Consider the following 13,532-nt stretch of genomic DNA (forward strand, 5'->3'; position numbering starts at 1 on the left):
TATGTGAACATGACTTAAGCGGAGGAAAAAAAACCATTATATTAGGAGGCAACAACATGTCAGTTATTTCTATGAAACAATTGCTAGAAGCTGGTGTTCACTTCGGTCACCAAACACGCCGTTGGAACCCAAAAATGAAGCGTTACATCTTTACAGAGCGTAACGGTATCTACATCATCGATCTTCAAAAAACGGTGAAAAAAGTAGAGGAAGCTTACAACTTCACGAAAAACCTTGCTGCTGATGGAGGAAAAATCCTTTTCGTTGGTACGAAAAAGCAAGCACAAGATTCAGTGAAAGAAGAAGCAATCCGTTCTGGTATGTTCTATGTAAACCAACGCTGGCTTGGTGGAACGTTAACAAACTTTGAAACAATCCAAAAACGTATCAAACGTTTAAAAGATATTGAAAAAATGCAAGAAAACGGTACGTTCGAAGTTCTTCCTAAGAAAGAAGTCGTTCAACTGAAAAAAGAATTAGAACGTCTTGAAAAATTCCTAGGCGGAATCAAAGACATGAAGGGTCTTCCAGATGCACTTTTCATTATCGACCCTCGTAAAGAGCGTATTGCAGTTGCAGAAGCTCGTAAATTGAATATCCCAATTATCGGTATCGTTGACACAAACTGTGATCCAGACGAAATTGATGTTGTGATCCCTGCAAACGATGATGCAATCCGTGCTGTAAAACTTCTAACTGCTAAAATGGCAGATGCGATTCTTGAGTCTAAACAAGGCGAAGAAGAAGCTGTTGTAGAAGAAACGACAGAAACTGAAACAACAACTGCGTAACCTATTCAAAAGGTGATAAGAGGGAACTGCCTTTTATCACCTTTTTTTCACCTAGTAATCCGTGTTTTAACATAGAAGGAGGAAATGTAAAATGGCAATTACTGCTCAATTAGTAAAAGAACTGCGTCAAAAAACTGGTGCAGGTATGATGGACTGTAAAAAAGCGTTAACAGAAACTGATGGTGACATCGATAAAGCAATCGATCTTCTAAGAGAAAAAGGGATCGCAAAAGCTGCGAAAAAAGCAGACCGTATTGCGGCAGAAGGATTAACTCTTATTAAAACTGACGGCAACACTGGCGTTATCCTAGAAGTGAACTCTGAGACTGATTTCGTTGCGAAAAACGAAGGATTCCAAAATCTTCTTAACGAACTTGCTGATCATTTACTTGCTGCGAAACCTGCAACAATTGAAGAAGCACATGCTTCTAAAATGGAAAATGGTTCAACAGTTGAAGAACATATTACTTCTGCAATTGCGAAAATCGGAGAAAAAATTACGCTGCGCCGTTTCTCAGTCATCACAAAAGAAGATAACGCTGCATTCGGTTCTTACTTACACATGGGCGGACGCATCGGTGTATTAGCGGTTCTTAACGGAACAACTGATGAAGAGCTTGCGAGAGACATCGCAATGCACGTTGCTGCTGTAAACCCTAAATACATTTCTCGTGACCAAGTGTCTGAAGAAGAAGCAAACCGTGAGCGTGAAGTATTAACACAACAAGCGCTTCAAGAAGGAAAGCCTGAAAATATCGTTGCTAAAATGGTAGAAGGCCGTCTAAACAAATTCTTCGAAGAAATTTGCTTACTTGACCAAGCATTCGTTAAAAACCCAGATGAAAAAGTGAAACAAGTTGTAGGTGCGAAAAACGCAACTGTTCAAACTTATGTTCGCTATGAAGTGGGCGAAGGTATCGAAAAGCGTCAAGACAACTTTGCTGAAGAAGTTATGAGCCAAGTGAAAAAATAATGTTTGAAAAGCTCTCTGGGGCTTTTTTAGGGAGCACAAGCACTGTGTTCCCTATTTTTTAGAGGATATTGATTTACAAAAGGCGGTTTCTTACGCATAATAAGAGACGGTATAGTTTACACTTGGAGGTTATCATGAGCAAACCGAAATATAATCGCATTGTACTGAAGCTAAGTGGAGAAGCACTAGCTGGTGATGCTGGAAATGGAATTAACCCAACTGTCATTCAATCAATTGCAAAGCAAGTAAAAGAAATTGCAGAACTTGATGTTGAAGTTGCAGTCGTTGTAGGTGGAGGAAACCTTTGGCGTGGTAAGACAGGCAGTGACTTAGGAATGGACCGGGCAACAGCAGACTATATGGGGATGCTTGCAACAGTGATGAATTCATTGGCATTACAAGACAGCCTAGAAACGCTTGGTATTCAGTCTAGAGTACAAACCTCTATCGAAATGAGACAGGTTGCAGAGCCATACATAAGAAGAAAAGCGATCCGTCACCTTGAGAAGAAACGTGTCGTGATTTTTGCTGCAGGTACTGGTAACCCTTATTTCTCTACTGATACAACAGCAGCACTTCGTGCAGCTGAAATTGAAGCAGATGTCATTTTAATGGCGAAAAACAATGTAGACGGTGTCTACAGTGCTGATCCTCGTACAGATGCGGATGCAGTAAAATATGATAAGCTTTCATATCTTGATGTACTAAAAGAAGGGCTTGCTGTAATGGATTCTACTGCGTCCTCATTATGTATGGACAATGACATTCCATTAATCGTCTTCTCTATTATGGAAGAAGGAAATATTAAACGTGCCGTCAATGGCGAATCAATCGGAACGATCGTGAGGGGGAAATAACGTGTCAAAAGAAGTGTTGAACCAAACAAAAGAAAAAATGGAAAAAGCCGTTCAAGCATACGGACGTGAACTAGCAACTGTCCGTGCGGGCAGAGCTAATGCTTCCCTTTTAGACAAAGTAACAGTGGATTACTATGGTGCGCAAACACCACTAAACCAAATTGCGTCAATTACAGTGCCAGAAGCACGTATGCTGATTATCACACCTTACGATAAAACAGCGATTGGTGATATCGAAAAGGCGATCCAAAAGTCTGATCTTGGTATCACACCAACTAGTGACGGAAACGTGATCCGTATTGCGATCCCAGCACTAACAGAAGAAAGACGTAAAGAACTTGTAAAAGTTGTGAGAAAATACTCAGAAGAAGCAAAAGTAGCTGTTCGTAACGTTCGTCGTGATGCAAACGATGAATTGAAAAAGCTAGAGAAAAATGGGGAGATCACTGAAGATGAATTAAGATCATCTACAGAGGATGTTCAAAAATTGACAGATGAATATGTCGCTAAAATTGATGAAGTGACAAAAGATAAAGAAAAAGAAATCATGGAAGTTTAAGAAAAAACTATGTACAATAGATAATAGTGAAAAGACCCTCTTCATGTTTACAGGGGGTTTTTTTGTTAATACTGTTGAGGACTATATTATTAGCGGGAACGCAACCTTTTTGGGTGATGGAGGAATCTCATGCTCAATATACTCAAAAATTGGAAGAATCAGCAAACAGCAGCTTCCAACTTAGAAAGCCTGACAAAAGAAGACATATTAAATGGAGAAATTCCTGAACATATCGCCATTATCATGGATGGGAATGGAAGATGGGCGAAGAAACGTGCGCTTCCACGGGTAGCAGGACATCATGAAGGAATGAAAGTTGTCAAGCGCATGACCAAGCTTGCAAATGAGCTGAATGTCAAAGTGCTGACTTTGTATGCTTTCTCTACAGAAAATTGGAAACGTCCAAAACTAGAAGTAGATTTTTTAATGAAGCTTCCTGAAGAGTTTCTAAACATCTATCTGCCTGAACTCATCGAGGAAAATGTCCGTGTACGTTTAACAGGTGATCCAGACGGCCTCCCGCAGCATACGAAAAAAGCGGTAGAGAACGCAGTGAAGAGTACGGCGAATAATGACGGACTCATTTTAAATTTTGCGCTCAATTATGGAGGACGGACAGAAATTATTTCTGCATGCAGACAAATTTCTGAAAAAGTCAAAGAAGGCAAGCTTCGAGCAGAAGACATCACAGAAGAGATGTTTTCAGCTTATTTAATGACAGAATCTCTTCAAGATCCGGATTTGCTTATTCGTACGAGTGGAGAAATTAGATTAAGCAACTTTATGCTTTGGCAAATTGCATACAGCGAGTTTGTCTTTACGGATGTGCTTTGGCCTGACTTTTCTGATGAGCATCTCATAGGCGCTATCGGAGAGTACCAGCGCCGCGGCCGGAGGTTCGGTGGAATTTAGAGGGTGGTGCAGATGAAACAAAGAATTTTGACGGGTGTTCTGGCAGCTGCAGTGTTTTTACTTGCAGTGATTTATGGACAAATGCCATTTACCCTGCTGATTTATTTAATGGGAAGTGTCGCTCTCTTTGAGCTTCTTAGAATGAAAAAGATTTCGATTTTCAGCTTTCCTGGCATTGTCAGCTTAATATTGCTTTGGCTTTTAATGGGCGGAGAAAATAGCTTCTTCCCGAACGTAGACGCATCAAAAATGCAGATTGCTTTATTTGCAGTCTTAATCCTTTTAACTTATACAGTTCTGAGCAAAAACTCTTTCACATTCGATGAGGTTGCTTTTGTTATATTAGCCACATTATATATTGGCGTTAGTTTCTATTATTTTATTCAAATTAGAGGCTTGTATGGCATGAGTGCGATCTTCTTCGCAGCGGTGATTATTTGGTCCACTGACTCAGGTGCCTATTTTATTGGGAAATCTATGGGGAAACGAAAGCTTTGGCCAGAGATCAGCCCAAACAAAACAGTAGAAGGATTTATCGGCGGAATCGTCACAGCGGTCGTGCTGTCACTTGTGTTCCAGGCGGTTACAGGATTTTTGCCATCATATCTGCTTGTTATGTTTATTACTCTTTTGCTCAGTATTTTTGGACAGCTTGGCGACCTTGTGGAATCTGCTTTAAAGCGTCATTACCATGTGAAGGATTCAGGGACAATACTCCCAGGTCATGGCGGAATTTTGGACAGGTTTGACAGCTTTTTATTCGTTCTGCCGTTTTTATATTTATTGCTGGCCACGTTTGCTAGCTAACCTCATAGAAACTAATTGAACGAGAGAAGGAGTGGCAATTTGAAATATATTTCGCTATTAGGCGCAACAGGATCAATTGGAGAACAAACATTAGATGTGATCAGGCAGCATCCAGACAAATTCAAGTTGAAAGCGATGACGTTTGGCAGAAATATAGACAAGGCCATCCCTATCATTGAACAATTTCAGCCTGAATTTGTTGGATGTGTAGACGAAGCGACCTATCGCACGTTAAAAGGTCATTCATTTCAATACGATGTCAAAATGGCTGCGGGTGATGAAGCGAACATCGAAGCAGCGACCTATGATGCAGTGGATGTTGTGGTCAATGCACTGGTAGGAAGTGTCGGACTTGTGCCGACATTAAAAGCCATTGAACAAAAAAAGACGATCGCACTTGCAAATAAGGAAACACTTGTGACAGCTGGTCATATAGTAAAAGAGTACGCCAAAAAGTATGACGTGCCTTTACTTCCTGTCGATAGTGAACACTCCGCTATTTTTCAATCCCTGCAAGGTGAACAAGCTAAAAACATTGAACGCTTAATCGTCACAGCTTCAGGCGGCAGTTTCCGAGATAAAAAACGCACGGAGCTTGAAGGTGTAACGGTTGAAGAAGCGCTGAATCATCCGAACTGGTCCATGGGCGCAAAAATCACGATCGATTCAGCGACCATGATGAATAAGGGGCTTGAGGTGATTGAGGCGCATTGGCTGTTTGATATCCCATACGATCAAATTGATGTGCTGTTACATAAAGAGAGCATCATCCATTCCATGGTGGAATTCCATGACAAAAGTGTCATGGCTCAGTTAGGTACACCTGACATGAGGGTTCCGATTCAATACGCGCTCACTTATCCTGATAGAGCGCCATTAAAAGAAGCGAAATCATTAAACCTTTGGGAGATTGGACAATTAAATTTCCAAAAAGCGGATTTTGACAGGTATCGCTGCTTACATTTTGCTTATGAATCAGGTAAAATAGGAGGGACAATGCCTACTGTGCTTAATGCAGCCAATGAAATTGCTGTTGATGCATTTCTAAAAGGCAAAGTAACGTTCCTGCAAATTGAAGAATTGATTGAAAAGGCACTGAACAGACATCATGTGATTTCAACGCCTAGTTTGCAAGATATCCATGAAGTGGACAAAGATACACGAGACTTTGTTCAATCAATCCTCGCATAAGGTGGTATGTTCGTGAATACAGTGATTGCGTTTATTATTATTTTTGGAACGCTCGTTTTTTTCCACGAGCTTGGCCATTTAATTATGGCGCAGCGCGCAGGCATTTTATGCCGCGAGTTCGCAATTGGTTTTGGACCGAAGATTTTCTCCTTTAAACGAAAAGAAACCGTCTATACCATCAGACTTCTGCCAATCGGCGGATTTGTTAAAATGGCTGGAGAAGATCCTGAAGTCATTGAAATTAAACCGGGTCATACAGTGGGGCTCTTATTCAATGAGCAAAATGAAGTAGAAAAAATCATTTTAAATGATAAAGAGAAATATCCTGATGCACTTGTCATTGAAGTTGAACAAATTGATTTAGATCATGCGATGAGAATTTCAGGATATGAGGCTGGAAATGAAGACATCCTTACTGGCTACAATGTAAGCCAAACAAGCTTCTATATTGCAGATGGTGAAGAAATTCAAATTGCACCATACAACCGTCAGTTTGGTTCAAAAACAGTATGGCAGCGCATTAAAGCCATTGCAGCTGGACCGATTATGAACTTTATCTTGGCATATGTGATTCTTGTGGCTTTAGGATTTATTCAAGGTGTAACCGTGGATGATCCTGTACTTGGTAAGCTGACAAAAGACGGCCGGGCAGCGCAAGCTGGGCTTATGCAGGGAGATCATATCGTTTCAATTAACGGGGATAAAATGAATTCTTGGACAGACGTTGTTCAAACGGTTCAAAAAAACCCAGATAAAAAAATGAATGTCGTCATTGACCGAGATGGCAAAGAAAGCACCATTCAGGTTGTACCGGAAGCTGTGAAGGCAGAAGGAAAAACCATTGGCCGTTTTGGCTCTTATCCGCCAACGGAAAATGGCTTTCTCAAAGTCATTTCATCCTCAGGCACTACAGTGATATCTACAGCAGGTCTCATCTTAACGAACTTGCAAAAGATTGTCACAGGGCAATTTTCGTTAGATATGCTTGCAGGTCCTGTTGGAATATATGACATGACAGGAGAAGTAGCGAAACAAGGTGTGTTAACATTAATGCAGTTTGCTGCGTTTCTTAGTATCAACTTAGGGATCGTGAATTTATTACCGATTCCTGCATTAGACGGAGGAAGATTACTTTTCCTATTCGTTGAAGCCATTCGCGGCAAACCAATTAATCGTGAGAAAGAGGCACTTGTTGTCTTCATTGGTGTTGCGTTCCTCATGCTATTAATGCTAGTAGTGACATGGAATGACATCCAGCGATTATTTTTATAAAAACCATTGTCTCTTGTTTCTCATTATGGGAAACAAGAGTTTTTGTGAGAAGTCCTATTTCTTAAATGAGGTGTAACGACATGAGACAATCCCTGACTTTCATTCCAACTCTTCGAGAGGTGCCGGCAGATGCTGAGGCAAAAAGTCATCAGCTATTAGTAAGAGCTGGATTTATTAGACAAAACACGAGCGGTATCTATCATTATTTGCCGCTAGCACATAAAGTGATTCAGCACATTCAAGCCATTGTTCGCAAGGAAATGGAAAAGGCGGGAGCAGCTGAGCTGTTAATGCCAGTGCTGCAGCAAGCAGAAATGTGGCAAGAGTCAGGAAGATGGTATACATACGGTCCAGAACTCATGCGTATGAAAGATCGCCACGGCCGCGAGTTTGCACTTGGCCCAACACACGAAGAAGTGATCACATCACTCGTACGCAGTGAAGTCAAATCGTATAAAAAGCTTCCTTTGACACTGTATCAAATCCAATCTAAATTCCGTGACGAACAAAGACCTCGCTTTGGGTTATTGCGCGGACGTGAATTTATTATGAAGGACGCCTATTCATTCCACTCTTCACCAGAGAGCCTTGATGACACATACAACAAAATGTTTACAGCTTACTCGAATGTCTTTTCAAAAGTAGGTCTTAACTTTAGACCCGTCATTGCCGATTCTGGGGCAATGGGAGGAAAAGATACACATGAGTTTATGGCACTGTCAGAAGTAGGAGAAGATACAATCGCATACTCTGACACATCTTCCTACGCTGCGAACATTGAAATGGCTGAGGCTGTGTATCACGGAGAAGAAGCAAACCCTGCGGACTTCAAAGAACTCGAGAAAGTACACACGCCGCAGGTGAAGACGATACAAGATGTTGCGTCATTCTTTGAAGTGGCTCCTTCTACATGTATCAAATCTGTCTTGTTTAAAGCGGATGATGCGTATGTACTTGTCCTGACAAGAGGCGATCATGAAGTAAATGATGTGAAAGTGAAAAACTTAGTTGGAGCACAGCTTGTAGAGCTTGCTTCACGTGAGGAAGTACTAGACGTGATCGGAACAGAACCAGGATTTGTTGGACCAATGAAGCTTGAAGCGGAAGTAACGATTTATGCAGACCACGCTGTAAAAGGCATGACAAATGCAGTTGCAGGTGCAAATGAATCGGATTATCACTATGTCAATGTTAATCCTGCTCGTGATCTGTCAGTGAAGGAATATACAGATCTTCGCTTGATTCAAGAAGGAGACGTTTCTCCAGATGGTGAAGGTACGATTCAGTTCGCAAAAGGAATTGAAGTAGGACAAGTCTTTAAGCTAGGCACGCGTTATTCAGAGGCAATGGATGCAACATACCTCGATGAAAAGGGACGTGCGCAGCCAATGATCATGGGCTGCTATGGCATCGGAATTTCTAGAACCCTTTCTGCGATTGTTGAACAGCATCATGATGACAAGGGGATTATTTGGCCAGAAACAGTTGCGCCATATGATCTTCATCTACTTGCCTTAAATATGAAAAACGATGCACAAAAGGAACTGGCTGAAACGCTGTATGAGCGTTTACAGGAAGAGGGCTATGATGTCCTTTTCGATGACCGCCAAGAGCGTGCAGGCGTTAAATTTGCCGACAGTGACTTAATTGGACTGCCAATTCGCATTAGCTGCGGGAAACGTTCAGAAGAAGGTATTGTCGAAGTGAAATTCAGAAAATCAGGTGAATCACACGAAGTATCTGTTGATGAACTGATTTCATTTATACGCCAAGCATAAAAAACGAACAAAAAAATGAAGGTACCTCCTGCAAAAAAGAGGTACCTTTCTGATTTGCAAAAGGAGGGTCCTGTCTTGGATGAACAATTACCGATTACCCGGCGGCAATTTCATATATTACTCAATCAGATTCAAATGACAGATGATGACCTCAGTCGTTACTTTGAAGAAGGCGAGATCGTCAAATTGACGGTGCATAAGGCGGCAAAAACGTGGCATTTCCATTTTAAATTTAAGGCGCTTTTGCCTTACCAAGTATATGCAATGTTTTTAAGCAGGCTGACAAATGCATTTTCTCATATTGCACAAGTTACTTGTACGATTGAAGTCAATGATCCGCACATATCTGAAGAGCTCGTTCAATCGTATTGGTCCCATTGTGTGGAAGAGCTTCAAGGGATTTCTCCCCCAATCATCAGCTTGCTTCAACAGCAAAAACCAGCCCTGTCTGGACATAAGATCATCATCAAAACAAAAAGCGAAACTGAGGCTCTAGCCATCAAGAAGAAATATAGCCCAATGCTTCAGGCTGCATTTAAACAAGTTGGTTTTCCAGAACTTCAATTTGATACAGAAATTTTTGTATCAGATCAAGAGATTCAGAAGTTCAGAGAACAAAAACTTGCTGAAGATCAAGAAAGAGCCATGCAAGCCCTTGTTGAGATGGAGAAGAAGGAAAGTGAGGATCAAGAGGAAGCTCCTTCTGGCCCTCTGATGATTGGCTATCAAATCAAAGACAATGAAGAAATACGTACGCTTGATAGTATTATGGACGAAGAAAGACGAATCACCGTCCAAGGGTACGTGTTCGATGCAGAAACGCGCGAACTAAAAAGCGGCAGAACCCTTTGTATCTTTAAAATTACCGATTATACGAATAGTATTTTGATCAAAATGTTTGCGAGAGAAAAAGAAGATGCTCAGCTCATGAAATCCTTGAAAAAAGGGATGTGGGTTAAAGCAAGAGGAAGCATTCAAAACGATACGTTTGTGAGAGATCTTGTCATGATCGCAAATGACGTCAATGAAATGAAACCTCAGCTGAAAGAAGATACTGCACCTGAGGGAGAAAAGCGTGTTGAGCTTCATTTGCATTCTCCAATGAGCCAGATGGATGCTGTCACTGGCATCGGTAAACTTGTTGAACAAGCAAAAAAATGGGGGCATGAGGCCATTGCCCTAACAGATCACGCCGTTGTACAATCCTTTCCAGATGCGTATGCAGCAAGTAAAAAGCATGGCATCAAAATGATGTATGGGGTGGAAATCAATTTAGTCGACGACGGGGTACCGATTGCGTATAATCTAGAGCACCGCTTATTAGAAGATGCGACGTTTGTCGTATTTGATGTTGAGACAACAGGACTCTCTGCTGTTTATGATACGATCATTGAGCTTGCAGCCGTGAAAATCAAAGGCGGGGAAATCATTGACCGCTTTGAGGCATTTGCAAACCCTCATCATCCGTTATCAGCAACAACCATTGAACTAACCGGTATCACGGATGACATGGTGAGAGATGCACCAGATGTGGTCGATGTTGTTCGGGATTTCAAAGAGTGGATTGGCCAAGATATCCTTGTTGCTCACAATGCGAGCTTTGATATGGGCTTTTTAAATGCAGCATATAAGCGTCTGCTAAAAACAGATAAAGCATCAAACCCTGTCATTGATACACTAGAACTTGGCCGATTCCTTTATCCAGAATTTAAAAATCACCGGCTGAACACGCTGTGTAAAAAGTTCGATATTGAACTCACGCAGCATCACCGGGCGATTTATGATGCAGAAGCAACTGGGTACCTCATGCTGAAGATGCTAAAGGATGCGGCTGAAAAAGAGATTGCCTACCACGATCAATTGAATGAAAACATGGGGCAGTCCAATGCGTATCAGCGCTCACGTCCTTACCATGCAACCGTGATTGCACAAAATGAGACGGGTCTAAAGAATTTATTTAAGCTTGTTTCACTTTCTCATATTCATTATTTCTACCGCGTGCCGCGTATCCCTCGCTCACAGCTTGAGAAGTATCGAGAAGGTTTAATTGTTGGGTCTGCTTGTGATAAGGGTGAAGTGTTTGAAGGGATGATGCAGAAGTCACCTGATGAGGTAGAAGAAATTGCCGCATTTTACGACTATTTAGAAGTTCATCCGCCAGAAGTGTATCAGCATTTACTCCAGCTGGAGCTTGTTCGGGATGAACGTGCATTAAAAGAGATCATCACAAACATTGTAAAACTTGGTGAAAAACTGAATAAACCAGTCGTGGCGACTGGAAATGTGCACTACCTGCATCCAGAAGACAAAATTTATCGCAAAATCTTAATTTCATCACAAGGTGGGGCGAATCCGCTTAATCGTCATGAACTGCCAAAAGTTCATTTTAGAACAACTGATGAAATGCTAGAAGCCTTCTCTTTTCTTGGAGACGAGAAGGCGAAAGAGATTGTCGTGACGAATACGCAAAAAGTATCTGAGATGGTTGAAAGTATTAAACCAATCAAAGACGATCTTTATACACCAAAAATCGAAGGTGCAGATGAAGAAATTCGGGAAATGAGCTATAACATGGCTCGCAGCATCTACGGTGACGATTTACCGAAAATTGTAGAAGACCGGATCGAGAAAGAATTAAAGAGTATTATTGGTCACGGTTTCGCTGTTATTTATTTAATTTCTCATAAGCTTGTTAAGAAATCACTTGATGATGGATATCTAGTTGGTTCAAGGGGATCAGTTGGTTCATCTCTCGTTGCGACATTAACAGAGATTACAGAAGTGAACCCGCTTGCGCCGCACTATGTATGTCCAAGTTGCAAGCACTCTGAGTTCTTTAATGATGGATCGGTTGGCTCAGGATTTGACCTTCCTGATAAAGACTGTCCTGAATGCGGGACGCCGTATAAAAAAGACGGACACGATATTCCGTTTGAAACGTTCTTAGGTTTTAAAGGAGATAAAGTGCCCGATATCGACTTGAACTTCTCAGGAGAATATCAGCCGATTGCCCATAACTATACGAAAGAGCTGTTTGGTGAAGAGTATGTATACCGCGCAGGTACAATCGGTACCGTTGCAGAAAAAACGGCATATGGTTATGTGAAAGGCTACGCAGGAGATCATAACCTTCATATGAGAGGTGCTGAAATTGACCGGCTCGTACAGGGCTGTACGGGGGTCAAACGGACAACGGGCCAACATCCAGGCGGTATTATCGTAGTGCCGGATTATATGGACATTTACGATTTCTCACCGATTCAATATCCAGCAGATGCGACAGGTTCTGATTGGAAAACGACGCATTTTGATTTCCATTCAATCCATGATAACTTGCTGAAACTAGATATTCTTGGACACGATGATCCAACGGTCATTCGGATGCTACAGGACTTGAGCGGAATTGACCCAAAAACGATTCCGACAGATGATCCTGAGGTCATGAAAATCTTCCAAGGAACGGAACCTCTCGGTGTCACAGAAGAACAAATTGGATGTAAAACGGGAACACTTGGGATACCAGAGTTTGGCACAAGGTTTGTTCGTCAGATGCTTGAAGATACAAAACCGACCACCTTCTCGGAGCTTGTTCAGATCTCTGGTCTATCTCACGGTACAGATGTATGGCTCGGCAACGCCCAAGAGCTGATTCATAATAAAACGTGTGAACTAAGCGAAGTGATTGGATGTCGTGATGATATTATGGTCTATCTGATTTATCAAGGGTTAGAGCCGTCACTTGCCTTTAAAATTATGGAATCTGTTCGTAAAGGGAAGGGACTTCCTCCTGAATGGGAAGAAGAAATGAAGAATAATAACGTACCGAACTGGTACATTGATTCTTGTAAAAAGATTAAATACATGTTCCCTAAAGCCCATGCGGCTGCTTATGTATTAATGGCTGTTCGGATTGCTTATTTCAAGGTGCACCATGCACTTCTGTACTATGCGGCTTATTTTACCGTTCGTGCTGATGATTTTGATATCGAAACGATGACAAAAGGATCGAATGCGATTCGAGCGGTCATGGACGATATTAACTCAAAAGGTCTTGATGCATCACCGAAAGAGAAGAACCTATTAACTGTACTAGAGCTTGCACTTGAAATGTGTGAAAGAGGCTATCACTTTAAAAAAGTAGACCTATACCGATCAAGTGCCACTGAGTTTATCATTGATGGAGACGGGCTAATCCCGCCATTCAACTCCATCCCTGGACTCGGAACAAACGTTGCGTTAAATATTGTACGCGCACGCCAAGATGGCGAATTCCTTTCAAAAGAAGATTTACAAAAACGAGGAAAAGTGTCTAAGACCATCCTTGAGTATTTGGATCGTCAAGGCTGCTTAGAAGCACTTCCTGATCAAAACCAGCTTTCTTTGTTCTAATGT

The 13,532-nt window shown here is 41.6% G+C and carries 10 protein-coding genes; all 10 read left to right on the plus strand.

Annotation, left to right across the window (positions count from 1 at the left end):
• Positions 1-56 precede the first annotated feature (56 nt).
• Positions 57-791, plus strand: coding sequence for a 30S ribosomal protein S2 (gene rpsB, locus V7L95_RS14860; protein ID WP_007499561.1), 735 nt, complete (start codon positions 57-59; stop codon positions 789-791).
• Between the two features lie 91 nt (positions 792-882).
• On the plus strand, positions 883-1,764 hold the full coding sequence (gene tsf, locus V7L95_RS14865) for a translation elongation factor Ts (RefSeq protein ID WP_007499558.1): 882 nt from the start codon (positions 883-885) through the stop codon (positions 1,762-1,764).
• Positions 1,765-1,898: 134 nt separating this feature from the next.
• Positions 1,899-2,621: a UMP kinase gene (gene pyrH, locus V7L95_RS14870; protein ID WP_008344767.1), complete on the plus strand. Its 723-nt coding sequence runs from the start codon at positions 1,899-1,901 to the stop codon at positions 2,619-2,621.
• Position 2,622: 1 nt separating this feature from the next.
• Complete coding sequence (gene frr / locus V7L95_RS14875; RefSeq protein ID WP_008344764.1) at positions 2,623-3,180, plus strand: ribosome recycling factor; 558 nt, start codon at positions 2,623-2,625, stop codon at positions 3,178-3,180.
• A gap of 129 nt (positions 3,181-3,309) precedes the next feature.
• On the plus strand, positions 3,310-4,092 hold the full coding sequence (locus V7L95_RS14880; protein ID WP_007499552.1) for an isoprenyl transferase: 783 nt from the start codon (positions 3,310-3,312) through the stop codon (positions 4,090-4,092).
• Between the two features lie 12 nt (positions 4,093-4,104).
• Positions 4,105-4,899, plus strand: a complete 795-nt coding sequence (locus V7L95_RS14885) for a phosphatidate cytidylyltransferase (RefSeq protein WP_007499550.1) — start codon at positions 4,105-4,107, stop codon at positions 4,897-4,899.
• Positions 4,900-4,938: 39 nt separating this feature from the next.
• The gene (dxr, locus tag V7L95_RS14890) at positions 4,939-6,090 is read left to right on the plus strand and encodes a 1-deoxy-D-xylulose-5-phosphate reductoisomerase (protein WP_017359078.1); all 1,152 of its coding nucleotides are present in this window, start codon (positions 4,939-4,941) and stop codon (positions 6,088-6,090) included.
• Between the two features lie 6 nt (positions 6,091-6,096).
• Positions 6,097-7,362: an RIP metalloprotease RseP gene (gene rseP, locus V7L95_RS14895; protein ID WP_007499546.1), complete on the plus strand. Its 1,266-nt coding sequence runs from the start codon at positions 6,097-6,099 to the stop codon at positions 7,360-7,362.
• 80 nt (positions 7,363-7,442) lie between these two features.
• Complete coding sequence (locus tag V7L95_RS14900; protein WP_340967018.1) at positions 7,443-9,140, plus strand: proline--tRNA ligase; 1,698 nt, start codon at positions 7,443-7,445, stop codon at positions 9,138-9,140.
• Positions 9,141-9,275: 135 nt separating this feature from the next.
• A complete protein-coding gene (locus tag V7L95_RS14905; RefSeq protein WP_340969061.1) occupies positions 9,276-13,529 on the plus strand; it encodes a PolC-type DNA polymerase III in 4,254 nt (1,417 codons plus the stop codon).
• The last annotated feature ends 3 nt before the right edge of the window (positions 13,530-13,532 follow it).

Origin of the sequence: Bacillus sp. PPSBB_11 (assembly GCF_038023285.1) — a bacterium.
Lineage (GTDB): Bacteria > Bacillota > Bacilli > Bacillales > Bacillaceae > Bacillus > Bacillus altitudinis.

Bases quoted from the DNA above. Each gene is read 5' to 3' on its own strand.
- rpsB (WP_007499561.1), top strand. From the start codon at position 57: ATGTCAGTTATTTCTATGAAACAATTGCTAGAAGCTGGTGTTCACTTC.
- tsf (WP_007499558.1), top strand. From the start codon at position 883: ATGGCAATTACTGCTCAATTAGTAAAAGAACTGCGTCAAAAAACTGGT.
- pyrH (WP_008344767.1), top strand. From the start codon at position 1,899: ATGAGCAAACCGAAATATAATCGCATTGTACTGAAGCTAAGTGGAGAA.
- V7L95_RS14880 (WP_007499552.1), top strand. From the start codon at position 3,310: ATGCTCAATATACTCAAAAATTGGAAGAATCAGCAAACAGCAGCTTCC.
- V7L95_RS14885 (WP_007499550.1), top strand. From the start codon at position 4,105: ATGAAACAAAGAATTTTGACGGGTGTTCTGGCAGCTGCAGTGTTTTTA.
- rseP (WP_007499546.1), top strand. From the start codon at position 6,097: ATGTTCGTGAATACAGTGATTGCGTTTATTATTATTTTTGGAACGCTC.
- V7L95_RS14900 (WP_340967018.1), top strand. From the start codon at position 7,443: ATGAGACAATCCCTGACTTTCATTCCAACTCTTCGAGAGGTGCCGGCA.
- V7L95_RS14905 (WP_340969061.1), top strand. From the start codon at position 9,276: ATGACAGATGATGACCTCAGTCGTTACTTTGAAGAAGGCGAGATCGTC.